The following is a 24951-nucleotide window of genomic DNA, read 5'->3' on the forward strand; positions in this document are numbered from 1 at the left end:
CCGGTCAGCCGAGGGTGTAGGTGATCACCGCGCGGGCGGGGAACCGGAGATGGTCACCGAACAGCGGCGAGCGCTCCACGGTGACGCTGACGCCGTGCGTGGCGGGGTAGATCCAGACGGGGTTCTCCAGTGTGGGCCCGCACAGCCCGTCCGGGAGCCTGAACGTGTCGTTGGCGACGCCGCGGCTGCCGTACCGCTCGTCGAACAGGTCTCTGCCCTCCGGGACGATGCCCGCGCCGTGCAGGTAGTCCGAGAGCCGGCCGCTCCTGAAGGACAGCTCGGCACGGCCGTTGCGCGTGTAGTAGTGGAGGTCGGAGGCGTCGGAGGGGATCGGCGTACCACCGGCGGTGATCGCGTCCGGCAGCCGCTGGTCGCTCCCGGAGCACGCCCGGTCGTCGCCGAAGGGGTGGAACAACTCGTCCCGCAGCAGCCAGACGGTCCCTCCCGCCAGGACCACGAGGACAAGGAGTGCGGCTGCGAGGCAGCCCAGCCGGCGGCGCGGTCCGGGGCGACCGGTCACGTCCTCCGTGTCCGCCGCGTTCTCCGAGGACGCGAACTCCCCGGCCTCCGGACCGGTTCTCGCGGCATCGGCCATTGCTGTTGCCCCGTTGACGCCCTTGAAGTGGAGCGTGGCCCTCGGGCCCCGCCCGGTGTCTGATCGGGCAGGTGATGCTACCCCGCGGGGCGGCCACGACAAGGCCCCGGGGAAGGGCAAGGGCCGCAAGGAGGCGGCTACAGCCGCGCCCCCTTCAACGCCATGTGCAGCAACAGCCGGTCCTCCCCGTCGTCCAGGTCGAGGCCGGTGAGCTGTTCCACGCGGGACAGGCGGTAGTACAGGGTCTGCCGGTGGATGCCGAGGGCCGCGGCCGTGCGGCCCGCCTGGCCCGCGCAGTCCAGGTACGCCTCGGCGGTACGGGCCAGTTCCCGGTGGGCCGGGGTGAGCAGAACGGTCACGGCCGGGTCGTGGGAAGCCTCCGGCGGCAGCGCGGTCAGCAGGCGGTACGGGCCGATGTTCGCCCACTCGGCGACCGGTCCGAACCGGGGCTCGGCCAGCGCGGCGCGGGTGGCCGCGGCGGCCTCCTGCCAGACCGTGCCCAGCTCGGCCAGCCCGGTCCGGGCCTCGCCGACCCCCGCGGCACAGCCCAGTGCGGCCGCACCCGCGAACCCCGCGGCGACCGCTGCGGCCGTACGCGCCCCGGCCCCGCGCGCCGAGGCCGGCCGAGCCGACCGGGCCTCCTCCGCCTCCTTGAGCAGACGCGTGGCGGCCGTCAGGGCGGGGGTGGCGGCGTCCGTGCTGCGCAGCCGGACCAGGACGGCGAGGCTGTGGCCCGTCGGCCCCCACGGCAGCGTGCACAGCGCGGTGGCGTGCGGGACCGTGCGCGGGGACGGGGCGTCGTCCGGGTCGGCGGACGCCCAGGGGGCGACGCAGACCATCGTGTGCGGACCCTCGGCGCGGGCGCCGAGGGCGGTACGGAGTTCGGCCACCGCCATGTCCCGCTGCCAGCCGCGCTCCGCGACCAGCACCGCGCGCAGCTCCCGGCTCAGCCCCGCCCCGGCCTGCGCCTCGTCCGCGAGCAGCGCGCCGATCCGCCCCGCCACCCCCATGGCGGCGGCCAGCTGGGCGTCCGTCGGGCCCGGATCGTCGTCGAGGAGCCAGACATAGCCGAGGACGACACCCCGATGGCGTACCGGCAGGCAGATCCTGCCCCGGTACACCCCCGCCTCCGGCGTCGGCGGGATCCGAACCGGCCCGGTCGCCCGGGTGATGCCGAAGCCCTCGAACCAGGTGCGGACCGCCGCCGTGGAGCGCCGGGTCAGGATCGAGCGGGTGCGGACCGGGTCCAGCGCCGACGGATCGAGGTCGCCCTCACTGTCGTACGCCCCGAAGACGATCAGCTCGAAGTCACGGTTCTCCAGGGTCGCCGGGACGCCCAGCAGCTCCGAGATCTCGTCGACCAGCTCCTGGTAGTCACCCTTGAATTCCGACGTCACCCGGGCATTCTCCCGCAATTCACGAACGCCTTCATACATCTGTCTGAGATCTGCGGCACGGATGCGTGACAGCTGTCGATGGCCGACGATCGGAGAGTTCCTTAACTTTCACGGTGGTTCTCCGTGCCGTATCCACATCGTCGGATCGCGGCCGTTCTGGCATGTGTTGTGGAGGTGCCCCGTGCTGGGTCCCGTGATTCTCGCCGCGTCGCGCAGCGACCGGATGCGTCGCCTTGTCTCGGCGGCCCCGGTGACGAAGCAGGTCGTCGACCGCTTCATCCCCGGTGAGACGGTCGACGACATCGTCCCGGTCATCAAGGAGCTCACCGGCCGCGGCCTGGAGCTGACCATGGACGTCGTCGGCGAGGACATCACCACCCCGGAGCAGGCGGCCGCCGCCCGGGATGCCTATCTGGCACTCGTCGAGCGGCTCGAGGACCTCGGCCTCGGCGAGCGCGTCGAGATGTCGGTGAAGCTGTCCATGTTCGGGCAGGCCCTCCCCGGTGGTCACGAGCTGGCGCTCGCGAACGTCCGCCCGGTCGTCGAGGCCGCCGCCGCCATCGGTACGACCGTCACCCTCGACGCCGAGGACCACACCACCCTCGACTCGATGTTCACCATCCACGAGGAGCTGCGGAGGGACTTCCCGCAGACCGGCTGCGTCATCCAGGCCTACCTCTTCCGCACCGAGGCCGACGCCCGCCGCCTCGCCGAGTCAGGCAGCCGGGTCCGCCTGGTCAAGGGCGCCTACAAGGAGCCCGCCGAGGTCGCCTACCAGCAGAAGCACGAGATCGACAAGGCGTACGTGCGGGTCCTCAGGACTCTCATGGGGGGTGAGGGGTACCCGATGGTCGGCTCCCACGACCCGCGCCTCATCTCCATAGCCCAGGAACTCGCCCGGCGCGCCGGGCGCAAGCTCGACGAGTACGAGTTCCAGATGCTGTACGGCATCCGCAGTGAGGAGCACCTGCGCCTGGCCGCCGAGGGACACCGGATGCGCGTCTACACCGCCTACGGCACCGACTGGTACGGCTACTTCATGCGGAGGCTCGCGGAGAAGCCGGCGAACCTGCGCTTCTTCCTCCGCTCGATGGTCAGCACGGGCTGAACCCGAACACCCGCTCACGTACAAGGAGTTACGGATCTCATGGACGCTGTGACCCAGGTCCCCACCCCCGTCAACGAGCCGGTGCACGGCTACGCCCCCGGCTCGCCCGAGCGCGCCCGTCTGGAGGCCAGGCTCAAGGAGCTGGCCGAGAACCCGATCGAGCTGCCGATGACCATCGGCGGCGCGAAGCGGCTCGGTGGCGGCGAGCCCTTCCAGGTCGTCCAGCCGCACAACCACAAGGCCGTCATCGGCACCGGCCGGCACGCCACCCAGCAGGACGCCCAGGACGCCATCGACGCGGCCCTCGCCGCCGCGCCCGCCTGGCGCGCGATGTCCTTCGACGACCGCGCGGCCATCATCCTGCGCGCCGCCGAACTGCTTTCCGGCCCCTGGCGCGAGACCATCGCCGCCTCCACCATGCTCGGCCAGTCCAAGACCGCCCAGCAGGCCGAGATCGACTCGCCCTGCGAGCTGATCGACTTCTGGCGGTTCAACGTCCACTACGCCCGCCAGATCCTCGCCGAGCAGCCCCCGGCCAACTCCCCGGGCGTCTGGAACCGCATGGACCACCGCCCGCTCGAGGGCTTCGTCTACGCGATCACGCCGTTCAACTTCAGCGCGATCGCGGGCAACCTGCCGACGGCCCCCGCCCTCATGGGCAACGTGGTGGTCTGGAAGCCGTCCCCGACCCAGACCCACGCGGCCGTCCTGCTGATGCAGCTCCTGGAGGAGGCGGGTCTGCCCAAGGGCGTCATCAACCTCGTCACCGGTGACGGCATCGAGGTCTCCAAGGTCGCCCTTGAGCACCGTGACCTGGCCGGCATCCACTTCACCGGCTCCACCAAGACCTTCCAGCACCTGTGGAAGACGGTCGGCAACAACATCGAGAAGTACCGCACCTACCCGCGTCTGGTCGGCGAGACCGGCGGCAAGGACTTCCTGGTCGCCCACCCGTCGGCCGACCGCGCGGTGCTCAAGACCGCCCTGACCCGTGGCGCCTTCGAGTACCAGGGCCAGAAGTGCTCGGCGACCTCCCGCGCCTACATCCCGGCGTCCATCTGGAACTCCGGCTTCAAGGAGGAGTTCGCCGCCGAGGTCGAGTACCTCACCATGGGTGACGTCACGGACCTGTCGAACTTCATCGGCGCCGTGATCGACGAGCGCGCGTTCGCCAAGAACAAGGCCGCGATCGACCGCGCCAAGGAGGACCCGACCTGCACGATCGTCGCGGGCGGCTCCTACGACGACTCGGTCGGCTACTTCGTCCGCCCGACCGTCGTCGAGTGCGACGACCCGGAGAACGAGGTCTTCCGCACCGAGTACTTCGGCCCGTTCCTCGCCGTGCACGTCTACGAGGACGACCAGTACGACGAGATGCTGACCCAGATGGAGTCGGTGTCCGACTACGCGCTCACCGGTTCGGTCGTCGCCAACGACCGCGCGGCGGCGGCGTACACGATGGAGAAGCTGCGCTACGCGGCCGGCAACTTCTACATCAACGACAAGTCGACCGGCGCCGTCGTCGGCCAGCAGCCCTTCGGCGGCGGCCGCGGCTCCGGCACCAACGACAAGGCCGGCGCCCCGCAGAACCTGCTGCGCTGGACGCTGACCCGGGCGATCAAGGAGACCCTGGTCGCGCCGACCGACTACTCCTACCCGCACATGGGCTGACCCACGGCCCACCCGAGGGAACGGGCCGGGAAGCCTGACCCACGAGCAGGCTTCCCGGCCCGTTCCCATACGGGGCCAGGGATCAAGCATGCGGGTCCGGTAGGTCCGGCGGGTCGGGTACGTCCGGCGGGTCAGGCACGTCGGGAGGGTCGGGTACGTCCGGCGTATCCGGTGCGTCCGGCCGGTCGGGCAGGCGGGGTACGTCCGGGGGGTCTGGCGGGTCGGGGGGATCCGGTACGTCGGGTGGTTCCGGCAGATCGGGCATGGCGCCAATGGAACCGCTCACCGGTCCGGCGCGCAGCGGCTTCTCCGGTTCTCCACCGTCGGCCCGTGCCGGCCGGCCGCCGTCAGTCCGCCACGGTCATGGCGTCCCTGAACCTGGCCTCGGCCTCGGTGCCGGGCGCCGCCGACAGGATCACGATCTTCAGCTCCGACTCGCCGTCCGTCAGGACGTCGCAGTCCACCGTCACCGGCCCCACCCTCGGATGCTCAACCGTCTTGCGGTCCTCGCGGTGGGCCGCCACCGTGCCGCTCGCCCACATCCGGGCGAACCGCTCGTTGCCCGCGGACAGTTCGCGGATCAGCTCCGCCAGACGGGCGTCCCGCGGAAAGCGGCCGGTCGCACGGCGCAGGTCGGAGACGATGGCGAGGTCCGAGCCGTCGGCGTCGGCGACGCGCACCGGCCACCACGTGATGCGGGCGTCCTCGGCGCCGGCCGGAAACCGTTCACGGGCGAAGTTGCGCAGCTCCGGTGCTGTGGCCGACGGGTCGCCGAGGAGCGCCGCCCAGCCGGCGTTCCACCAGAGCAGCTCCCAGTGCGCGGTGAACACGGCGACCGCGACGTCCCCGAGCCGGTTCAGCACGCGGCGCACCCCCGGCGGGAGGTGGTCGGGGACCGGACCGCAGTCCGGGGGGACCAGGCCGGCCATGCGGTAGAGATGCTCGCGCTCGCCGGTGGTCAGCCGCAGGGCGCCGGACAGCGCGGCCACCACCTGTCCGGACGGCGCCGTGGCCCGGCCCTGCTCCAGACGTACGACGTAATCGACCGACACCCCGGCCAGTTGGGCGAGTTCCTCGCGGCGCAGCCCGGTCGCGCGACGGGTCCTGCCGGTCTCCGGCACCCCCACGGCCGTCGGTGACAGCCGCTCCCGCCAGGCACGGATCGTCGAGCCCAGACCGGCTTGCTCTTTCCTGGCCATGGCCCCCATCCTGCCCCAACCCGATGATCCTGGTACTGCGGTTCCTACGGTCGGAGCGTCCCTGGTAGCGTGCCCGCGCCGGGCGGACGATCGGTCCATGACCATCACCTTCGTCACCGGAGCCAACAAGGGCCTCGGGCGCGAGACCGCCCGCCGCCTCGTGGAACTCGGCCACACCGTGATCGTCGGCGCCCGGGACCCGGAGCAGGGCGCCGCGGCCGCCGACGCGCTCGGCGCGCGGTTCGTGCGGATCGACGTCACCGACGACGCCTCGGTCGCCGCCGCGGCCGCCGACGTCGACGCCCTCGAGGGCAGGATCGACGTACTGATCAACAACGCGGGCGTCTCCGGCCCGCACGGCGACGCTAGGGAACTGACCGCCGCCGACGCCCACTCCGTCTTCGACGTCAACCTCTTCGGCGTCATCCGTACGACCACCGCCTTCCTCCCGCTCCTGCGCCGCTCACCGGATCCGGTCATCGTCAACGTCAGCAGCGGCATGGGCTCGTTCGCCGCCACCCACGACGCGGAGCGCGTCGAATCCTCCGTCGTCTCCCCGCTCTACACGGCCTCCAAGGCGGCCCTCACCATGCTCACCACCCAGTACGCCAAGGCCCTGAAGGACATCCGTGTCAACGCCGCCGACCCCGGCTACACGGCGACCGACCTCAACGCCCACAGCGGCCCGCAGACCGTCACCGAGGGCACCGACGCGATCGTCCGGCTCGCCACCGAGCCGTCCGACGCCGGAACGGGCCGCTTCATCGACCGCGACGGCCGCGTCGACTGGTAGTCCCGTACGACACTTGGGCCATGCCGCTCCGCATCGCCCACACCGCCGACCTCGGCCCCGCCGACCTGCGCGCCGCCCGCGCCCTCCTCCACGAGGCGTTCGGCGGGGACTTCACCGACACCGACTGGGAGCATGGTCTGGGCGGCCTGCACGCCCTCGTCCACGACGGCGAGGGGCTCGCCGCCCACGGCTCGGTCGTCATGCGCCGGGCCAGGCACCGCGGCCGCTGGCTGCGCGTCGGCTATGTCGAGGCCGTCGGCGTCCGGCCCGACGCCCGCCGCCGGGGACTGGGCGGGCAAGTGCTGGCGGCCCTTGAGGGGATCGTCGAGCGGGCGTACGACTTCGGTGCGCTGTCCGCCACCGAGGACGGCGCCCGGCTCTACACCGCCCGGGGCTGGGGGCGTTGGGCCGGACGGGTCTGCGCCGTCTCCCCGGAGGACGGGATCGTGCGTCTGGCGGACGAGGAGGGGGACGTGTATGTGTGGCCCGGCCTCGCCGGGGGCGTCCTCGACCCCGCCCACGAACTGGTCTTCGACTGGCGGGACGGCGACGTCATGTAGCCCGCCACGTCCACCCCTCGGGAAACTTCAGCCCCGCCAGACCAGCCAAGCCCGCCGGTCCCGTCCGCCCCACGCGTCAAAGCCCCAGCTCACAGCCGTTCGGCCCACTCCACCGTCTCAGATAGTAGGAAGTCCGAGTAATTGTGCAGACAGAAGCGGGCCGTTCCTCTACTTTTGTAGGAGCCGAACGTATCGCTCGATCAAGCGAACGGCGGTAGTGAGCCGGGCCCCGTGCAGGCAACCCCTGCGGCACCGCTCCCCGCCCCATCCGGCGTCTCGTAACCCCCCTTTCCGTACTCCACGTATGTCGAAGGAGTCGATTCCCATGGCCGAGACGACCGTCCGCCGCCGCGTCCGCCACGTGTCCCGCACGAGCGAGTCCGAGCGCAGGAACGCCGCAGCCGCCCTCCAGCGCGCCCTCGACCGCCGCGACAACGGCGGCGAGACCGGCCACTGAGCGCCTCCGGGAAGCGCCGGCAACACGTGTAACGCCCCCTTGAAAACGTGTAACACCCCTTGAACGGGAGCCGCACCCGCACGGAGTGCGGCGCGGCCGGGACAGCCGCGCCGCACTCTGGGATGTACTCGGTTGTCAGCCGCCCCGCCGTACCTCGAAGTGGTCGATCCGCGCACCGCTCTGCCCCAGCGCCGACACCCTCAGCCTCGGGGTGGTACCCGCCTCCGCCTCGACCTTGAGGAAGGAGAAGCCGGTGTACCGCACCCGCGACCACTCCACCGTCTCCGCCACGTTGTGCTGCCCCTTGGCCCAGTGGAAGCTGCGCACCGCGCCATGCCGGGTGACGTGCCCCTCGTAACTGTCCCTGACCTCGGATGGGAACGAGTACAGGCCGCGCCCGCCGCCGCCCGCCGTGACGTACACGATCCCGTCCCGCGTCGGGTCGGTCGAGCCGCCGATCGGGAGCGCGCGGCCGACCTTGCCGCCCTTCACCGCGTCCGTGCGCTCGTAGACGTGGTTGTGCCCGTTGACGACCAGATCCACCTGGTACCTGGTGAACAGCGGCAGCCAGGCGGCCCGGATCCCGCCGTCGGAGGCGTGCGCGGACGTCGAGTACGCGCAGTGGTGGAAGAAGACGACCACGAAGTCCACGCCCTTCGTCGCCCGCAGCTCCTTCAGCTTCTTCTCCAGCCACTTCGTCTGCCGGCCGCCGCTGTAGCCGAGGTTGGCGGGGATCTCGTACGACACGTCGTTGGCGTCCAGTGCCACGAAACCGACGTTGCCGTAGGTGAACGCGTACACGCCCGGCGCCCCGTGCGGGTCGAAGCCGTTGTCGGGGAGGGCGAAGCGGGCGTACTGGCCGCCATAGCCGTCGGGGGAGTACCAGGCCTCCATGTCGTGGTTGCCGGTCGTCACCATCCACGGCACCGAGCGCGCCACCGGGTCGTTCTGCCTCAGGAACCGGTCCCACTCCCGGGCGTCGTAGCCGTCCGAGGTCCGGCCGGAGCCGTTGCCGTCCGCGTAGCAGATGTCGCCCGCGTGCAGATGGAAGGCCGGCTTCTGCTTCAGCAGCGCGTTGTCGTTGGCCTTTCCGGCCTGGCTGACGCCCTGGTCGCCGAAGGCCGTGAACACGAACCTCTCCGGACGGGCGGGCGCGGTGCGGAAGGAGGTGATGGCGGAGCGGTGGTCGGGGGCGGCCGGGTCCCAGCCGTCGTGGCCGACGCCGTAGTAGTACGTCGTGCCGGGGGTGAGGCCGTCCAGGGCCGCGTGGACGTAGTACTGCTCCACCACCGGGCGCACCCCGCGCACGCCGGGCGTGTGCAGATGCCGGATCTCCGCGGCGACGCGCGTGCCCAGGTCGTCCGGTCGCGTCCCGATCCGTACGAACGGCTTCTTCACCGCGAACGGCACCTGCCAGGAGATCCGCATCCGCGTCCTCGGGTCGGCGCCGAAGGCCAGATGGCGGCCGAAGGGCACGACGGCCACGCCGCGGACCGCCGAGGTGGCCGGCGCCGGGCTCGCCGGCTTCGCCGCGCAGCCGGCCGCCAGGGCACCGCCCGCCACCGCTCCCGCCGTCACCAGCGTGCGGCGGCTCACCAGCCGGCTGCGCAGGTACTCGTACTGCTCGGCCATGCTCATCCGGGCGGCGAGCCGCGGCGGAATGCCGAAGTCAGGGACGGGGGGCTCGGGAGGCGCCCCCCTGGAAGGCTCGGTCATGCCGGAGACGGTTCCCAGCGCAGGCCAACGCCAGCCACACGTAGGGGTGAACGCCTGACGACGGAACACCCCCTGGTGTCCGTATGCCGGACGGAGCGTGTCATCCCATGGGACGAGGAGTAGGGTGCCGACATGTCTCGCAGCATCGATCTCGCAGTGATCCCCGGTGACGGCATCGGGCAGGAAGTCGTGGCCGAAGGCCTCAAGGTCCTCTCCGCCGTCCTCCCGGAGGACGTGAAGCTGGAGACCAAGGAGTACGACTTCGGCGCCCAGCGTTACCACGCCACCGGTGAGACCCTCACCGACGCCGACCTCGACGCGCTGAAGCAGCACGACGTCATCCTGCTCGGTGCGATCGGCGACCCGAGCGTGCCCTCCGGCGTCCTGGAGCGCGGCTTCCTGCTCAAGCTCCGCTTCGCCTTCGACCACCACGTCAACCTGCGTCCGTCGAAGCTCCTCCCGGGTGTCGCCACCCCGCTGGCCGGCGAGCCGCAGATCGACTTCGTGGTGGTCCGCGAGGGCACCGAGGGCCCGTACACCGGCAACGGCGGCACCATCCGCAAGGGCACCGAGCACGAGGTCGCCACCGAGGTGTCCGTCAACACGGCCTACGGCGTCGAGCGTGTCGTCCGGGACGCCTTCGCCCGCGCCCAGGCCCGCCCGCGCAAGAAGCTCACGCTGGTCCACAAGAACAACGTGCTGACCTTCGCCGGGCACCTGTGGACGAACGTCTTCAACAAGGTGGCCGAGGAGTTCCCCGAGGTCACGACGGACTACATCCACGTCGACGCGGCCACCATCTACCTCGTCACCGACCCGGGCCGGTTCGACGTCATCGTCACCGACAACCTGTTCGGCGACATCATCACCGACCTCGCCGCGGCCGTCTCCGGCGGCATCGGCGTCGCGGCGAGCGGCAACATCAACCCGAGCGGCGAGTACCCCTCGATGTTCGAGCCGGTCCACGGTTCCGCGCCCGACATCGCCGGCCAGGGCAAGGCGGACCCCACCGCCACGGTCCTGTCCGTCGCCCTGCTGCTGCGCCACCTCGGCTACGACGCCGAGGCCGCCCGGATCGAGGAGGCCGTCACCGCGGACCTCACCGAGCGCCAGGGCAAGCCCGCCCGCTCCACCTCGGAGATCGGCGACGCGCTCGCCGTACGAGTAGCCGGCTGACACCCGCCGAGCCCCTCGAAGCCTCACGAAGACTTTCGAAGCCGCCGGGTCGCACACGCGCCCGGCGGCTTTCCCATGCCTGCCGCCGGGTGCCACCATCGATCCCGGGTCCGCATTCACCCCGATTCCTTCCGTCCCGGCCCCCGCGCGATAATCGAACGCGGAGCCGCGCCATGAGGGAATGCTCGGACGTCCTACGACAGGGACACCGGCCGTACGGGTGTGAGCGCGGCCCATCACTACAACCGGTGAAGGACTACCACTCATGACGACGCCCACGATCGAGCTCAAGCCGTCCGCGCACCCGCTTTCCGCCGCGGAGCGCGAGGCGATCCTGGCCAACCCCGGATTCGGCCGCCACTTCACCGACCACATGGTGATGATCAAGTGGACCGAGGGCCGTGGCTGGCACGACGGCCAGCTCGTTCCGTACGCGCCGATCCCCCTCGACCCGGCGACCAACGTCCTGCACTACGCCCAGGAGATCTTCGAGGGCCTGAAGGCCTACCGCCGCCCCGACGGCACGGTCGCCACCTTCCGCCCCGACCAGAACGCCAAGCGCTTCCAGCGGTCCGCCCGCCGGCTCGCCATGCCCGAGCTGCCGGTGGAGACCTTCATCGAGGCCTGTGACGTCCTGGTCCAGCAGGACAAGGACTGGGTCCCGGCCCACGGTGGCGAGGAATCTCTCTATCTGCGCCCCTTCATGATCGCCACCGAGGTCGGCCTGGGTGTCAGGCCGGCCAACGAGTACCTCTTCCTGGTCATCGCCTCCCCGGCCGGCGCCTACTTCCCCGGCGGGGTCAAGCCGGTGTCCATCTGGGCCTCCGAGGACCGGGTCCGCGCCGTCCCCGGCGGCATGGGCGACGCCAAGACCGGCGGCAACTACGCGGCCTCCCTGCTCGCCCAGGCCGAGGCCGCCGCCCAGGGCTGCGACCAGGTCTGCTACCTCGACGCGGTCGAGCACAAGTGGGTCGAGGAACTCGGCGGCATGAACCTTTACTTCGTGTACGGCGACAAGATCGTCACCCCGACTCTCACGGGCTCGATCCTCGAAGGGGTCACGCGTGACTCTCTCCTCACCGTCGCCCGCGACCTCGGCTACGAGTCCGAGGAGGCCCGGGTCTCCATCGACCAGTGGCAGCGCGACTCGGAGAACGGCACCCTCACCGAGGTCTTCGCCTGCGGGACCGCGGCCGTGATCACCCCGGTCGGCACGGTCAAGCGCACCGGCGCCGAGTGGCAGCAGTCGGGCGGCGAGCCGGGCGAGGTGACCATGAAGCTCCGCGACGCGCTGCTCAACATCCAGCGCGGCACGGTGGCGGACAAGCACGGCTGGATGCACCAGCTCGGCTGATCGGTCTCCGGCCGTCCGTTCGACGCGTATCGCCTCCCCCGTACGGGTATCTCCTCAGTCCACACGGGGGAGGGAGCACGCATGAGCGGACGGTCGCCCATGCCACGGCTGCGCTGGCTGATGCGGACCTTACGGACGCCGCGCCGTCCGCAGAGCCTCACCGTGCTCGCGCTGCTCACCGCCGTCGCGGCCCTGCTGCTGTGGCGGGCCTCGACGATGGACAACTACGGGCAGAACCTGGCCCTCAACCTCGGCACCGACATCGTCGGCGTGGTCATCACCGTGTTCGTCATCGGCCCGCTGATATCCCGGGCCCAGGAGGGCCGCGTCCGCGAGCACACCCGACTGGACTACGAGTGGTTCGCCGCCCAGGTGTACGGCTCGACGTCCAATGTGAAGGTGCTCGACACCTTCTCCAACCTGTTCGGCCCGCAGTTCTCCGAGCGTCTCTTCCGCGGCGTCAGATCCGCCACAACGAGCGGCGCCCGCGTCCAGATACTGCTGCTGGACCCCGACTCCCTCGCCGTCATCCTGCGCGGCCGCGAACTGGGCGAGCAGAGCGCCGACATCCGCCGCGACATCATGCGCAACCTGCGCACCCTGGACGCGTTCGTGCGGCGCCTGGACGACACCTCCCGGCACCTGCTGGAGGTACGGCTGTGCTCGACCTCCCCCGGTGTCACCCTCTACCGCTGGGACGAGCGCTGTCTGGTCTCCTTCCTCACCGTCGGCCGGCTCTCCGGCGAGGGCGTCCAGCTGGAGGTCGCGGTCCGTTCCCCGCTCGGCACCTTCGTGGAGCAGCGCTTCGACGAACTGTGGCAGCAGGGCAAGCCGATGGAACGGTTCACCCATCTCCCCGTCACCGTCGTCGACGCCACCGACGGGCGACGGGAGTTCGTCTGCCGCTTCGTCTTCCTCGACGACCGCCTGTACGTCGCCGCGCCCGACCTCGTCACCTATCTGGCCCGCCGCCGGCTGGACCAACTCAGCGCGTACAGCGAGGCGCTGAGCGGGGCCGGGTCGCACGAGGTGATCGTCGTCGACGACGAGAGCGAGCTGCATCGACGGCTCCTCCACCACTTCGGGGAGAAGTACGATGCGCACGCGGCCGCCTTCGTGGAGATGCGGCCGTCCACGGTCCTGGTCACGGAATAGAGGGCCCCGCCACACATGTGTTCAGCGCACCACCCCCGTTTCCGCGCCTTCACGCCCCGCGACCTCGACGGCCTGCTGCGGCGGGTCTCACTGACGGACGATCAGCGGCTGGCGCTGCGGGCGGTCTCCTCGGTCCTGCCGTTCCGCACGAACGCCTACGTCGTCGACGAGCTGATCGACTGGGCGGCCGTGCCCGACGACCCGGTCTTCCGGCTGACCTTCCCGCAGGCCGGGATGCTGCCAGCACCCGATGTCCGCCGGATGGCCGGCCTGCTGGCCCGTGAGGCGCCCAGGGCCGAGGTCCAGCGCGCCGCCCACGAGATCCGGATGCGGCTCAACCCGCACCCCTCGGGTCAGCTCGACGCCAACGTCCCCGTCCACGAGGGCGTCCGCCTCACCGGCCTCCAGCACAAGTACCCGGAGACCGTGCTGGTCTTCCCGCGCCAGGGCCAGACCTGTCACGCCTACTGCACGTACTGCTTCCGCTGGCCGCAGTTCGTCGGCGAGGCCGATCTGCGCATCGCCACCGACGACATCGCGGCCACGACCGCCTATCTGCACGCCCACCCCGAGGTCACCAGCGCCCTGATCACCGGCGGCGATCCCCTGGTCATGAGCACCGACGTGCTGCGCCGCTATGTCGAACCGCTCCTGGACATCGACACGGTCCGCTCGGTGCGCGTCGGCACCAAGTCGCTGGCCTTCTGGCCGTACCGCTTCACCACCGACCGCGACGCCGACGACCTGCTCCGTCTCTTCGAACAGGTCGTGGCGAGCGGGCGGCACCTCGCCCTGATGGCCCACTTCACGCATCCGCGGGAGCTCCGCCCGCCCGTCGTACGGGAGGCGATGCGCCGCGTCCGGGACACCGGCGCCGTGATCCGCTGCCAGGGGCCGCTGGTGGCCGGGATCAACGACAGCGCGGACGCCTGGGCCGAGCTGTGGGAGGAGACGACCACCCTGGGCGCGGTGCCCTACTACCAGTTCGTGGAGCGGGACACCGGCCCGCAGGGCTACTTCGGGGTGCCACTGGCGCGCGGCCACCGGATCTTCCGGGACGCCTACGCCCGTGTCTCCGGCCTCGCCCGCACCGTCCGCGGCCCGGTCATGTCGGCGATGCCCGGCAAGGTCTGCGTGGACGGGGTCGCCGAGGTGGCCGGCGAGAAGGTCTTCGTCCTGCATCTGATCCAGGCCCGTGACCCGGACCTGGTGGACCGGCCGTTCTTCGCCGCGTACGACGAGGGCGCGACCTGGTTCACGGACCTCAAGCCGGCGTTCGGGGCGAGCGAGTTCCTGCCGGGGCTGGGGCAGGGCTGACCTGCACGGGTCGGTCGACCGGGACTGCCGCACGAGGAACACCGCTCCGCCCACGGCCCCCGACAGCAGGAAGCTGCAGTCCACCACCGCGCACCCCGAACTGGGCGCCGCAGGAGGTGGAGAGGTTGGTGGCGGTGCGCAGCGAGACCAGGGCCAGCGGGGCCGTGAACACCGTGCCGACCACCGTGCCCGCCACGACCGCGCTCACCGACGCACACCAGCCGAGCCCGAAGGGCGGCGGCAGCGAGCCGAAGATGATCACGCCGAGGCAGAGGTTGGAGCCGAACAGGATCGAGACCAGGTCCTTCGGTCCGCTGGTGCGTTCCTCGTCCGGAACGGTGTCGACTCCGCGCTGTTCTATCGGCATGGCTGGGTCTCCTTCGACGGCCGCCTGAGGGTTAGAGCGACGTTCAATCTCTGTGGTGTGATTCTTGCTGCCAATGTTCCCGCGGAATGAATCCCGCGTTTAGAGTGGTGCTCTAAATCGAGGATGGCAAGAGGGAGACAAAGAGGTGCCGGGACGTGAGACTGACCCCCACGGAACGTGACCGGCTGCTGCTCTTCGGAGCCGCCGAGCTGGCCCGTGCCCGCCGCGCCCGGGGCCTCAGGCTCAACGTGCCGGAGGCCACCGCGCTGATCGCGGACACCGTCTGCGAGGCCGCCCGGGACGGCAGGAGGCTCGCCGAGGCCATCGAGGCGGCCCGCTCCGTCCTCGGCCCGGCCGACGTGCTGCCCGGCGTCGCCGACGTCGTCACCGAAGTGCATGTCGAGGCCGTCTTCGACGACGGCTCACGGCTCGCGGTCGTCACCGACCCGATCGGGGGCGGCGGGCTGGGCGAGGAGGCGCCGGGCGCACTGCTCCCGGGGCCCGAGCACACCGACCCGGAGGCGGTCGTACGGCTCACCGTGACCAACACCGCGAGCGTCCCCGTCTCCGTCACCTCCCACTTCCACTTCTTCGAGGCCAACCCGCGCCTCGACTTCGACCGTGCCGCCGCCTACGGTCTGCGGCTCGCCGTGCCCACCGGGTCCTCCGTGCGGTTCGCGCCGGGGCAGTCGCTGGACGTCGGCCTGATGCCGATCGGCGGCGCCCGCGTCGCCATCGGCTTCGCCGGGCTCGTCGACGGGCCGCTGGACGCGCCCGGAGCCCGCGAGGAGGCGCTGCGCCGCGCGGCCGCCTGCGGCTACCTGGGCATCCACCATGAGGAGGCCGACCGATGAGCCGTCCCGGAGGCCACCCGGCCGAGGCCCGCCGCCTCACGCCGTACGAGTACGCGGCCACCCACGGCCCCCGCGCCGGCGACCGCATCCGCCTCGGGGACTCGGGGCTCGTGATCCGTGTCGAGGACGACTCCCAGCGCTACGGCGACGAGTTCCTGGCCGGTTTCGGCAAGACCGCCCGTGACGGACTGCACCTGAAGGCCGCCGCCGTCCGGGAGACCTGTGACGTCGTCATCAGCAACGTCGTCGTCATCGACGCCGTGCAGGGCATCCGGAAGGTGTCCATCGGTATCCGCGAGGGACGGATCCGCGCGATCGGACGGGCCGGGAACCCCGACACACTCGACGGCGTGGACGTCGTGGTCGGCACCGGTACCTCGATCGTGTCCGGCGAGGGGCTGATCGCCACCGCCGGGGCCGTCGACACGCACGTCCATCTGCTGTCGCCGCGCATCATGGAGGCCTCGCTGGCCTCCGGAGTGACCACGATCATCGGCCAGGAGTTCGGGCCGGTATGGGGCGTCGGCGTCAACTCCCCATGGGCGCTGAGGCACGCGTTCAACGCTTTCGACGCCTGGCCGGTCAACATCGGCTTCCTCGGGCGGGGTTCGTCCTCGCATCACGCTCCGCTGGTCGAGGCCCTCGCCGAAGGGGGCGCCTCCGGCTTCAAGGTGCACGAGGACATGGGCGCCCACACCCGGGCACTGGACACGGCCCTGCGTGTCGCCGAGGCACACGACGTCCAAGTCGCCCTGCACAGCGACGGGCTGAACGAGTGCCTGTCGGTCGAGGACACCCTCAGGGTGCTGGAGGGCCGCACCATCCACGCGTTCCACATCGAGGGCTGCGGCGGCGGCCATGTGCCCAACGTCCTGAAGATGGCCGGTGTCCCCAACGTCATCGGCTCCTCCACCAACCCCACCCTGCCCTTCGGCCGGGACGCGGTCGCCGAGCACTACGGGATGATCGTCTCCGTCCACGACCTGAAGACCGACCTGCCCGGCGACGCCGCCATGGCCCGCGACCGCATCCGCGCCGGGACCATGGGCGCCGAGGACGTGCTGCACGACCTGGGCGCGATCGGCATCACCTCGTCCGACGCACAGGGCATGGGCCGGGCGGGGGAGACCGTCCGCCGTACCTTCGCCATGGCCGGCAAGATGAAGACCGAGCTCGGCGCCCCGGACGACGGCCACGACAACGAGCGCGTCCTGCGCTACCTGGCCAAGCTGACCATCAACCCCGCGATCGCCCACGGGCTGTCGCGCGAGGTCGGCTCGATCGAGGTCGGCAAGCTGGCCGACATCGTGCTGTGGTCGCCCGAGTACTTCGGGGCCAAGCCGCAGCTCGTCCTCAAGTCCGGCTTCCCGGCGTACGGCGTGACCGGTGACCCGGGCGCGGCCACCGACACCTGCGAACCCCTCGTCCTGGGGCCGCAGTTCGGAGCCCATGGGGCGACCCCCGCGGACATCTCGGTGGCCTTCGTCGCACAGGCCGCGCTGGACCAGGGCAACGACACGATGCCCACCCGGCGCCGCCGGGTCGCGGTCCGCGGTACCCGCGGCATCGGCCCCGCCGACCTGCGGCTCAACTCCCGCACCGGAGCGGTCGACGTGGACCAGCGCACCGGCCTGGTCACCCTCGACGGCGAGCCGCTGCGCTCGGAGCCCGCCGACTCCGTCTCCCTCAACCGCCTGTACTTCCTCTAAGGACCCCCCACCATGAACAAGGCCGCCGCTGACGGCTTCCGTATGCCCGCCGAGTGGACCCCGCACGAGCGCACCTGGATGGCGTGGCCGGGCCCCAACCCCACCTTCGACGACCCGGACGACCTCATCGCCGCCCGGACGGCCTGGGCGTCGGTGGCCCGCGCCGTCCTGCGCTTCGAACCGGTGACGGTGGTGTGCGGCCCCGGTCAGTCGGCGGGCGCGCGGGCGCTGCTCGGCCCGGGCGTCGACACCGTCGAGCGCGAACTGGACGACGCCTGGATGCGGGACATCGGGCCCACGTTCCTGACCGACGGGCGTGAACTGGCCGCCGTGGACTGGACGTTCAACGGCTGGGGTGCCCAGCACTGGGCCCGCTGGGAGCACGACGCGAAGATCGCCGCGTATGTCTCGGACCTCGCGGGCGCCAAGACGTACGCCTCGAAGCTGGTGAACGAGGGCGGCGCGATCCACGTCGACGGCGAGGGGACCGTCCTGCTGACCGAGACCGTGCAGCTCGGGCCCGAGCGCAACCCCGGCTGGACCCACGAGGAGGTCGAGGCGGAGATCCACGGGATGCTCGGCACCCGCAAGGCCGTCTGGCTGCCCCGCGGCCTCACCGGCGACTACCCTCCCCCACTGCCTGAACGGCGTGGGGGGACCCCCATGGGCTTCGGCACCCTCGGGCATGTCGACATCGTCGCCGCCTTCGCCCGCCCGGGCGTGGTCGTCGCCCACCACCAGCCGGACCCGGCGCACCCCGACCACGAGGTGACCAAGGAGGTCATCGGCCTGCTCAGGTCCCAGACCGACGCACGCGGCCGCACGCTGGAGGTCGTCGAGGTCCCGGCCCCGACCGTCCTGGAGGCCGACGGCCACTGGGCCGACTACTCCTACATCAACCACTACCTCTGCAACGGCGGGGTCGTGCTCTGCGGCTTCGAGGACCCGCACGACGAGATGGCGGCCGGGATCTTCCGCCGTCTCTTCCCCGAGCGGACGGTGACGCTGGTGGACGCCCGTACGATCTTCTCCGGCGGTGGCGGCATCCACTGCGTCACGCAACAGCAGCCGAAGATCTAGTACCACGAGGAGCAGCACATGGCCGGTGGGCGCAGACAGGCCCCGCCCCGCGAGGACGTGCTTGCCGCCGCCATGGGCATGATCGCCGAACGGGGTCTGGAGAAGCTCACCATGGCCGCCCTCGGCGGTGAGGTCGGGATGAGCAGCGGCCATCTGCTCTACTACTTCCGCTCCAAGGACGAACTGCTGCTCCAGACCCTGGAGTGGAGCGAGGGCCGGCTGGGCGCCGAGCGCGGCCGGCTGCTCACCCGCCGAGGCACCGCCCGTGAGCGCCTCGACGCCTATGTCGACCTGTACGTCCCCGACGGGCACCGCGACCCGCACTGGACGCTCTGGCTGGAGGTCTGGAACCGCTCGCAGAACGCCGACGAGACCGCCCGCGACCGCCAGGCCGCCATCGAGGGCGCCTGGCACCGCGACCTGGTGGCTCTGCTCGCGGAGGGCATCTCGCGGGGCGAGTTCCGGACCGTCGACCCCGACCGCTTCGCCGCGCGCCTGCGTGCCCTGCTCGACGGCTTCTCCATCCATGTGGCGATCGGGCTGCGCGGCACGGACCGGGCCCAGGTTCTCGCTCATGTGCGCGAGTTCCTGGAAGCGGATCTCCTCGTGGCCGCGTGACCTTCCGGCCGGCACGGGGCCACCCACAACGAACAGGACGTATTCGTAAGGCCTTTGCGGTAAAGGAATCTCCTGTTCCCCCGCGGGGCAGGAACGGCCCATGGGACGACAACACTGGAAGAAGATCTGGGTCGGCTCGGCGGGCAACATGGTCGAGTGGTTCGACTGGTTCGTGTACGCGAGCTTCGCCACCTACTTCGCCGGGGCGTTCTTCCCGAGCGGAAACCCCACCGCGCAGCTGATGAACACCGCCGGCATCTTCGCCGTCGGGTTCTTCATGCGCCCGGTGGGCGGCTGGCTCCTCGGCCGGATCGGCGACCGCAAGGGCCGTAAAGCCGCGCTGACCCTCACCGTCACGCTCATGTCGGTGTCCGCGATCCTCATCGCCATCGCCCCGACCTACGACGCCGCCGGCTACGGCGGAGCCTTCGTGCTGCTGGTCGCCCGTCTGCTGCAAGGGCTGTCGGTGGGCGGCGAGTACGCGGCCAGCGCCACCTACCTCACCGAGGCCTCCGACCCGCGCCGGCGCGGCTTCGCCTCCAGCTTCCAGTACGTGTCGATGACCGCGGGCCAGATCGCCGGCCTCGGCCTGCTGATCATCCTCCAGCACACGCTCTCCGACACCGCGCTGCACGACTACGGCTGGCGTATCCCGTTCGTGGTCGGCGCGCTCGGTGCCGCCGTGGTCTTCTATCTGCGCCGGACCATGCTGGAGACCGAGGTCTACGAGGAGGACACCTCGCAAGCGGCCGAGCGCGGCACCCTGCGCGCGCTGTGGCAGCACCGGCGGGAGGCGTTCCTCGTCATCGCGCTGACCATGGGCGGCACGGTCGCCTACTACACCTACACCACCTATCTGACGAAGTACCTCTCCAACTCCGCGGGCCTGTCCAAGGAGACCGCCACCCTCGTCTCCTTCACCGCGCTGACCGTCTTCGCCTGCCTCCAGCCGCTCGCCGGCGCCCTCTCCGACCGCATCGGCCGCCGCCCCCTGCTGATCACCTTCGCGGTCGGCTCCACCGTCCTCACCGTGCCGATCCTGACCCTCCTCAAACACGCGAACGGTTACTGGCCCGCCCTCGGCCTCTCGCTCCTCGCCCTCGTCGTGGTCACCGGCTACACCTCGATCAACGCCTGTGTGAAGGCCGAGCTCTTCCCGACCGGCGTCCGCGCCCTGGGCGTGGCCCTGCCCTACGCCCTCGCCAACGCCCTGTTCGGCGGGACCGCGGAATACGTCGCCCTGTGGTTCAAGAACGCCGGGACCGAGTCCGGCTTCTACTGGTACGTGGCGGGCTGTGCCGCCGTATCGCTTGTGGTCTACGTCACCATGCGGGAGACGAAGGACCTGGATCTGGCGCGGATGAGGTCCCATGAGGCGCCCACCGTGACGACCGCATCCTGAGACGGTCGGTGAGCCGGGGGCGGGTTGTGCCAGACTGCCCCCGTGCTCTCGTTCGCCATGATTATTGGCAGCAGGCGCGCCGGTCCGCAGTGACCATCACGTACGACCAGGTACGGGTGGCCATCGTCGTCCTCGACCCGCGCGCAGACCTCTCGCACCCGCGAGGGGTTTTTTCGTTTTCCGGCCCACCTTCAGCCGGAAGGCAGGCGCGAGGGACCATGGAGGCACGGTGGAGCCGGTCATTCCGGTACGACCGAGATTCGACATCAGGAGCCTTGAGACCATGACCGAGACGGCAACCAACGAGCTGGACGACTCGTTCCACGTCTTCGACACCACCCTGCGCGACGGCGCGCAGCGCGAGGGCATCAACCTCACCGTCGCGGACAAGCTGGCCATCGCACGGCACCTGGACGACTTCGGCGTGGGCTTCATCGAGGGCGGCTGGCCGGGCGCCAACCCCCGGGACACCGAGTTCTTCGCCCGCGCCCAGCAGGAGATCGACTTCAAACACGCCCAGCTGGTCGCCTTCGGCGCCACCCGCCGGGCGGGCGCCAAGGCCGCGGAGGACCCCCAGGTCAAGGCGCTGCTGGAGTCCGGCGCCCCGGTGGTCACCCTGGTCGCCAAGTCCCACGACCGGCATGTCGAGCTGGCTCTGCGCACCACCCTCGACGAGAACCTGGAGATGGTCCGCGACACCGTGTCCTTCCTGAAGGACCAGGGCCGGCGGGTCTTCGTCGACTGCGAGCACTTCTTCGACGGCTACCGCGCCAACCCCGAGTACGCGAAGGCGGTCGTGCGGGCGGCGTCGGAGGCGGGCGCGGACGTGGTCGTCCTGTGCGACACCAACGGCGGCATGCTGCCGGCCCAGGTGCAGGCGGTCGTCGCGACGGTCCTGGCGGACACGGGCGCCAGGCTCGGCATCCACGCCCAGGACGACACCGGCTGCGCGGTCGCCAACACCCTGGCCGCCGTGGACGCCGGCGCCACCCACGTTCAGTGCACGGCCAACGGCTACGGCGAACGGGTCGGCAACGCCAACCTGTTCCCGGTGGTCGCCGCCCTGGAACTGAAGTACGGCAAGAAGGTGCTGCCGGACGGCCGTCTCCGCGAGATGACCCGTACCTCCCACGCCATCGCCGAGGTCGTCAACCTCACCCCCTCCACGCACCAGCCCTATGTAGGTGTCTCGGCCTTCGCCCACAAGGCCGGCCTGCACGCCTCCGCGATCAAGGTCGATCCCGACCTGTACCAGCACATCGCTCCCGAACTGGTCGGCAACACCATGCGCATGCTGGTCTCCGACATGGCCGGCCGCGCCTCGGTGGAACTCAAGGGCAGGGAACTCGGCATCGACCTCGGCGGCGACCGCGAACTGGTCGGCCGGGTGGTCGAGCGCGTCAAGGAACGCGAGCTGAAGGGCTACACCTACGAAGCGGCCGACGCCTCCTTCGAACTCCTCCTCCGCGCCGAGGTCGAGGGCAGGCCGCGCACCTACTTCCGCGTCGAGTCCTGGCGGGCCATCGTCGAGGACCGCCCCGACGGCACCCACGCCAACGAGGCCACCGTCAAGCTCTGGGCCAAGAGCGAGCGGATCGTCGCCACGGCCGAGGGCAACGGCCCGGTCAACGCGCTCGACCGCGCCCTGCGCGTCGCGCTGGAAAAGATCTACCCCCAGCTGGCCAAGCTCGACCTGGTCGACTACAAGGTCCGCATCCTGGAGGGCAAGCACGGCACGCAGTCGACGACCCGGGTCCTGATCTCCACGTCCGACGGCAGCGGCGAATGGTCGACGGTCGGCGTCGCGGAGAACGTGATCGCCGCGTCCTGGCAGGCCCTGGAGGACGCGTACGCATACGGCCTGCTGCGGGCCGGGGTCGAGCCCGCCGAGTAGGCCGTCAGCAGGAGTCCTCGGCGAGCTTCTCGAACTCGCCGAGGCTCATCGCCCGGCCGTCGGCCCAGACCTGGCCGTGCTTCAGCCTCTCGACGTCCTCGGCAGAGAAGTCGGCGATCCCGTTGTAGGAGTCGCCGGTGACGTAGTGCCCGAAGGACAGCGTGTAGCGGTGCCCGGCCAGCAGCTGCTGTGTCCCGCGATGCCGGGCCCGCCACCGCGCGGGCGGTGAGAACAACGGGAACTCGGCATCCCCGCTGAGCTCGCCCTTGATGTCCCACCCGGTGGTGGGGGGCCCGTCCTCGGCCGCGCCCTTGGCCCAGCCGTCCAGCCAGAGCCCCTGGTAGCCGTCGTCCCCGCATGGCCGAATCAGCGCATACGCCGTTCCGTCCGCGCCGAGCCGTACTCCGGCCAGCGGCAGGTCAACGGCACCGCACCCGCTCAGCAACCACGCACCGGCGGCCGTGCCCAGCACGGCCGCCGCCCCCGTCGTACGTCTCATGGTGCCCCTACTGAAGATGCCACTTCTGGTTGGCGGCGCCCGTGCACGTCCAGATCTGTGCCCGCGCCCCGTTCGCCGACGAGTTGCCCGTGACGTCCAGGCACTTGTTGGCCGCCGTGTTCACGACATCACCGGTGGTGGAGTTGTACGACCACTGTTGCGCACCGGTTCCGTTGCAGTCGTACAGCTGGACCATCGCCCCGTCCGCCGTCGAGGCCGAGGCCACGTCCAGGCACTTGCCGAGCGCGCGGACCGAGCCGTCGGACTGCACGGTCCACCGCTGGGCGGTGCTGCCGTTGCAGTCGTAGAGCTGCACGGCCGTGCCGTTCGTGCTCGAACCGCCCGCCACGTCCAGGCACTTGCTCGCGAGCCCCACGAACGCCCCCGTCAGGCTGCCGGCGCCCGACTGGGTGCCGGACCAGGTGAAGGTCGCCGAGGTCTTGCCCGGCAGCGAGTAAGTAGCGTGCTGGGAACCCCAGTTGATGGTCACGGTCTTGGCGGCGGAGGAGTCGTTGTAGGCGATCAGCGCCTTCGAGCCGTCCGGGTTGCGCCAGGCCACGTTCGGCACGGCGGTGGACGCGGTCGAGGCGATCCGCTGCGCGCCCGGCCGGACGAACTTCGTCAGGTGCCCCATCGTGTAGTACTCGACCGTGTAGTCGACGGTCCCGCTCGCGCCGTCCCCGTTGTGCACGGTGATCAGCCCGGTGCAGGTGCCGCAACCGCCGTTGTGCGGGCCCATGTTCTGGTCCACGGCCAGCGACCACTTGGTCACCGACTTCGCCCAGTTACGGGTGTAGTCGATGATGTTGTTCATGTCCTCGCGCTGCTGGTTGGCAATCCAGGTGCCACCGGAGTGCTCGGTGCCGAAGGCGTCCAGGTTCGGGTACTGGTTGTGCACGGTGGTCTGCTTGCCGATGTCACCGCCGTAGCCGTGCCAGGCGATCCCGCCGAAGTTGGGGTGGTTGCGGATCGCCGAGTCGTCGACGCTCGCGGCCGCGTAGGAGTCGTAGACGTCCCAGTTCCAGTCGTGGGCGAGCACCTTGGTGGACAGCCCGGCGGCCTGGAGCTTCGGCAGCAGCTCGCTCTTGAGGAAGTACTGCAGGCCCGAGGCGTTCCAGCTCATCGACGGATAGCCGGAGCAGCACGTCGGCTCGTTCTGCGGGGTGACGTAGGAGACCTTGACGCCCTGCGCCTGGTAGGCCTGGAGGTACTTCACGAAGTACGAGGCATAGGCCCCGTAGTCCTCCGACTTAAGCCAGCCCCCGTTGAGCGAGCCGCTGTCCTTCATCCAGGCCGGTGCGGTCCACGGCGAGGCCATCACCGTCAGGGACGGGTTGAGCTGGAGCGCCTGCTTGGTGAGCGGGGCGACGTCCGCGAGGTCGTGGGAGATGGAGAACTGCGCGAGGTTCGGGTCCGTCTGCCCGGCGGGCACGTCGTCGTACGAGTACCCGTACCGGGCCAGGTCCGAGGCGCCCATCGGATTGCGCAGGAACGACAGCCCGATCCCGTCCGTCGGCGAGAACAGCTTGCGCATCGTCGCGTCCCGGGTGGCCTGGGGCAGCGCTCCGCTGCTGTTCATCAGCCAGGCGGCGGTGTCCGTGAAGGACGCGCCGCCGCCGGTGAAGGTCTGGTAGCGGGTGTTCTCGTCGACGGTGATGTTCTCGCCGCTGCCGCCGCTCCCGGGCTGGAAGGCGAACGGCGTCTGCGCCTGGAGCCCGCGGGTGACATGGCGCCCGCCGGAGTCGTCGGTGGTGGTGAGGTATGCGGTGACCTGCTCACCGGCCGCGTGCGCGGACGGTACGACCGCGCTGACCCCGGCCGCGGTGAGCAGCCCGGCGAGCAGCAGCCGGAGTACGCGGGGCGTTTTTCTCGCCGGCGTGTGGGGAGTGTTTCCCGGCGACACGTGGGGGGTGCTTCTCATCGACACATGGCCCTTCCTGACGGGACGTCTTGACGGGTGTGCGAGCCGTTAGTTAACTCACGACGTGATCTAAGCCATGAGTGAACTGTGAGAACCCTGAGTGAACCAG

The 24951-nt window shown here is 70.7% G+C and carries 21 protein-coding genes and 1 pseudogene; 15 read left to right on the top strand and 7 right to left on the bottom strand.

Annotated features, from left to right (window positions below; all coding sequences use genetic code 11):
- Positions 1-4: 4 nt before the first annotated feature.
- Together ABZ396_RS32890 and ABZ396_RS32895 are read right to left on the bottom strand one after the other, a co-directional pair.
- Positions 5-595, bottom strand: coding sequence for a hypothetical protein (locus ABZ396_RS32890; RefSeq protein ID WP_358924599.1), 591 nt, complete (start codon positions 593-595; stop codon positions 5-7).
- A gap of 137 nt (positions 596-732) precedes the next feature.
- On the bottom strand, positions 733-1992 hold the full coding sequence (locus ABZ396_RS32895) for a helix-turn-helix domain-containing protein (protein ID WP_359186552.1): 1260 nt from the start codon (positions 1990-1992) through the stop codon (positions 733-735).
- A 181-nt stretch (positions 1993-2173) separates the two neighbouring features.
- Here ABZ396_RS32895 and ABZ396_RS32900 point away from each other — a divergent pair, with 181 nt between their 5' ends.
- Both ABZ396_RS32900 and pruA read left to right on the top strand, forming a co-directional pair.
- Positions 2174-3100 carry a proline dehydrogenase family protein gene (locus ABZ396_RS32900; protein ID WP_358922497.1) on the top strand — a complete coding sequence of 309 codons (927 nt, stop codon included), beginning with the start codon at positions 2174-2176 and terminating at the stop codon, positions 3098-3100.
- Between the two features lie 39 nt (positions 3101-3139).
- The gene (gene pruA / locus ABZ396_RS32905; protein WP_358922499.1) at positions 3140-4771 is read left to right on the top strand and encodes an L-glutamate gamma-semialdehyde dehydrogenase; all 1632 of its coding nucleotides are present in this window, start codon (positions 3140-3142) and stop codon (positions 4769-4771) included.
- Between the two features lie 347 nt (positions 4772-5118).
- Here the strand turns inward: pruA and ABZ396_RS32910 are convergent, their stop codons facing one another.
- Complete coding sequence (locus ABZ396_RS32910) at positions 5119-5979, bottom strand: helix-turn-helix transcriptional regulator (RefSeq protein WP_358922501.1); 861 nt, start codon at positions 5977-5979, stop codon at positions 5119-5121.
- Between the two features lie 88 nt (positions 5980-6067).
- Between ABZ396_RS32910 and ABZ396_RS32915 the strand changes: the two genes are divergently transcribed.
- The 3 genes from ABZ396_RS32915 (at position 6068) to ABZ396_RS32925 (ending at position 7780) form a co-directional block, all read left to right on the top strand.
- Positions 6068-6763, top strand: coding sequence for an SDR family NAD(P)-dependent oxidoreductase (locus ABZ396_RS32915; protein WP_358922503.1), 696 nt, complete (start codon positions 6068-6070; stop codon positions 6761-6763).
- 20 nt (positions 6764-6783) lie between these two features.
- Complete coding sequence (locus tag ABZ396_RS32920) at positions 6784-7323, top strand: GNAT family N-acetyltransferase (RefSeq protein ID WP_358922505.1); 540 nt, start codon at positions 6784-6786, stop codon at positions 7321-7323.
- A 325-nt stretch (positions 7324-7648) separates the two neighbouring features.
- Positions 7649-7780 (top strand): hypothetical protein, encoded by a 132-nt coding sequence (locus ABZ396_RS32925; RefSeq protein ID WP_358922507.1) that lies wholly within the window; start codon positions 7649-7651, stop codon positions 7778-7780.
- Between the two features lie 135 nt (positions 7781-7915).
- Here the strand turns inward: ABZ396_RS32925 and ABZ396_RS32930 are convergent, their stop codons facing one another.
- The gene (locus ABZ396_RS32930) at positions 7916-9496 is read right to left on the bottom strand and encodes a metallophosphoesterase family protein (protein WP_358922509.1); all 1581 of its coding nucleotides are present in this window, start codon (positions 9494-9496) and stop codon (positions 7916-7918) included.
- A 132-nt stretch (positions 9497-9628) separates the two neighbouring features.
- Between ABZ396_RS32930 and ABZ396_RS32935 the strand changes: the two genes are divergently transcribed.
- The 4 genes from ABZ396_RS32935 (at position 9629) to ABZ396_RS32950 (ending at position 14498) form a co-directional block, all read left to right on the top strand.
- Complete coding sequence (locus ABZ396_RS32935; RefSeq protein ID WP_358922511.1) at positions 9629-10672, top strand: 3-isopropylmalate dehydrogenase; 1044 nt, start codon at positions 9629-9631, stop codon at positions 10670-10672.
- A 265-nt stretch (positions 10673-10937) separates the two neighbouring features.
- A complete protein-coding gene (locus ABZ396_RS32940) occupies positions 10938-12026 on the top strand; it encodes a branched-chain amino acid aminotransferase (protein ID WP_358922513.1) in 1089 nt (362 codons plus the stop codon).
- A gap of 81 nt (positions 12027-12107) precedes the next feature.
- Complete coding sequence (locus tag ABZ396_RS32945) at positions 12108-13181, top strand: hypothetical protein (protein ID WP_358922515.1); 1074 nt, start codon at positions 12108-12110, stop codon at positions 13179-13181.
- 15 nt (positions 13182-13196) lie between these two features.
- Positions 13197-14498, top strand: coding sequence for a lysine 2,3-aminomutase (locus ABZ396_RS32950; protein WP_358922517.1), 1302 nt, complete (start codon positions 13197-13199; stop codon positions 14496-14498).
- Positions 14499-14586: 88 nt separating this feature from the next.
- Here the strand turns inward: ABZ396_RS32950 and ABZ396_RS32955 are convergent.
- Positions 14587-14865 (bottom strand): annotated as a pseudogene (locus ABZ396_RS32955) (cytosine permease); the annotation flags it as partial.
- 155 nt (positions 14866-15020) lie between these two features.
- On the opposite strand from ABZ396_RS32955, the gene ureA reads away from it, so the two are divergent.
- The 6 genes from ureA to cimA all read left to right on the top strand — a co-directional run bounded on the left by ureA (position 15021) and on the right by cimA (position 22422).
- Positions 15021-15719 (top strand): urease subunit gamma, encoded by a 699-nt coding sequence (gene ureA / locus ABZ396_RS32960; protein WP_358922519.1) that lies wholly within the window; start codon positions 15021-15023, stop codon positions 15717-15719.
- A complete protein-coding gene (locus ABZ396_RS32965) occupies positions 15716-17428 on the top strand; it encodes an urease subunit alpha (protein WP_358922521.1) in 1713 nt (570 codons plus the stop codon). The genes ureA and ABZ396_RS32965 overlap by 4 nt, the downstream gene beginning before the upstream one ends.
- 12 nt (positions 17429-17440) lie before the next feature.
- Positions 17441-18508 carry an agmatine deiminase family protein gene (locus tag ABZ396_RS32970; protein ID WP_358922523.1) on the top strand — a complete coding sequence of 356 codons (1068 nt, stop codon included), beginning with the start codon at positions 17441-17443 and terminating at the stop codon, positions 18506-18508.
- A gap of 18 nt (positions 18509-18526) precedes the next feature.
- On the top strand, positions 18527-19126 hold the full coding sequence (locus ABZ396_RS32975; protein WP_358922525.1) for a TetR/AcrR family transcriptional regulator: 600 nt from the start codon (positions 18527-18529) through the stop codon (positions 19124-19126).
- A gap of 100 nt (positions 19127-19226) precedes the next feature.
- Positions 19227-20528, top strand: a complete 1302-nt coding sequence (locus ABZ396_RS32980; RefSeq protein WP_358922527.1) for an MFS transporter — start codon at positions 19227-19229, stop codon at positions 20526-20528.
- A 283-nt stretch (positions 20529-20811) separates the two neighbouring features.
- Positions 20812-22422, top strand: coding sequence for a citramalate synthase (cimA, locus tag ABZ396_RS32985; protein WP_358922529.1), 1611 nt, complete (start codon positions 20812-20814; stop codon positions 22420-22422).
- A 4-nt stretch (positions 22423-22426) separates the two neighbouring features.
- Here cimA and ABZ396_RS32990 read toward each other — a convergent pair whose 3' ends face one another.
- Complete coding sequence (locus tag ABZ396_RS32990; RefSeq protein WP_358922531.1) at positions 22427-22921, bottom strand: hypothetical protein; 495 nt, start codon at positions 22919-22921, stop codon at positions 22427-22429.
- 7 nt (positions 22922-22928) lie between these two features.
- On the bottom strand, positions 22929-24842 hold the full coding sequence (locus ABZ396_RS32995) for a ricin-type beta-trefoil lectin domain protein (RefSeq protein WP_358922533.1): 1914 nt from the start codon (positions 24840-24842) through the stop codon (positions 22929-22931).
- Positions 24843-24951: the final 109 nt, after the last annotated feature.

Source organism: Streptomyces sp. NPDC005866 (genome assembly GCF_040629895.1).
Lineage (GTDB): Bacteria > Actinomycetota > Actinomycetes > Streptomycetales > Streptomycetaceae > Streptomyces.

Excerpts from the sequence above, each read along its gene's own strand:
- ABZ396_RS32890 (WP_358924599.1), bottom strand. The coding sequence starts at position 595 with ATGGCCGATGCCGCGAGAACCGGTCCGGAGGCCGGGGAGTTCGCGTCC.
- pruA (WP_358922499.1), top strand. The coding sequence starts at position 3,140 with ATGGACGCTGTGACCCAGGTCCCCACCCCCGTCAACGAGCCGGTGCAC.
- ABZ396_RS32910 (WP_358922501.1), bottom strand. The coding sequence starts at position 5,979 with ATGGGGGCCATGGCCAGGAAAGAGCAAGCCGGTCTGGGCTCGACGATC.
- ABZ396_RS32915 (WP_358922503.1), top strand. The coding sequence starts at position 6,068 with ATGACCATCACCTTCGTCACCGGAGCCAACAAGGGCCTCGGGCGCGAG.
- ABZ396_RS32920 (WP_358922505.1), top strand. The coding sequence starts at position 6,784 with ATGCCGCTCCGCATCGCCCACACCGCCGACCTCGGCCCCGCCGACCTG.
- ABZ396_RS32925 (WP_358922507.1), top strand. The coding sequence starts at position 7,649 with ATGGCCGAGACGACCGTCCGCCGCCGCGTCCGCCACGTGTCCCGCACG.
- ABZ396_RS32930 (WP_358922509.1), bottom strand. The coding sequence starts at position 9,496 with ATGACCGAGCCTTCCAGGGGGGCGCCTCCCGAGCCCCCCGTCCCTGAC.
- ABZ396_RS32935 (WP_358922511.1), top strand. The coding sequence starts at position 9,629 with ATGTCTCGCAGCATCGATCTCGCAGTGATCCCCGGTGACGGCATCGGG.
- ABZ396_RS32940 (WP_358922513.1), top strand. The coding sequence starts at position 10,938 with ATGACGACGCCCACGATCGAGCTCAAGCCGTCCGCGCACCCGCTTTCC.
- ABZ396_RS32945 (WP_358922515.1), top strand. The coding sequence starts at position 12,108 with ATGAGCGGACGGTCGCCCATGCCACGGCTGCGCTGGCTGATGCGGACC.
- ABZ396_RS32950 (WP_358922517.1), top strand. The coding sequence starts at position 13,197 with ATGTGTTCAGCGCACCACCCCCGTTTCCGCGCCTTCACGCCCCGCGAC.
- ABZ396_RS32965 (WP_358922521.1), top strand. The coding sequence starts at position 15,716 with ATGAGCCGTCCCGGAGGCCACCCGGCCGAGGCCCGCCGCCTCACGCCG.
- ABZ396_RS32970 (WP_358922523.1), top strand. The coding sequence starts at position 17,441 with ATGAACAAGGCCGCCGCTGACGGCTTCCGTATGCCCGCCGAGTGGACC.
- ABZ396_RS32975 (WP_358922525.1), top strand. The coding sequence starts at position 18,527 with ATGGCCGGTGGGCGCAGACAGGCCCCGCCCCGCGAGGACGTGCTTGCC.
- ABZ396_RS32980 (WP_358922527.1), top strand. The coding sequence starts at position 19,227 with ATGGGACGACAACACTGGAAGAAGATCTGGGTCGGCTCGGCGGGCAAC.
- cimA (WP_358922529.1), top strand. The coding sequence starts at position 20,812 with ATGACCGAGACGGCAACCAACGAGCTGGACGACTCGTTCCACGTCTTC.
- ABZ396_RS32990 (WP_358922531.1), bottom strand. The coding sequence starts at position 22,921 with ATGAGACGTACGACGGGGGCGGCGGCCGTGCTGGGCACGGCCGCCGGT.
- ABZ396_RS32995 (WP_358922533.1), bottom strand. The coding sequence starts at position 24,842 with ATGAGAAGCACCCCCCACGTGTCGCCGGGAAACACTCCCCACACGCCG.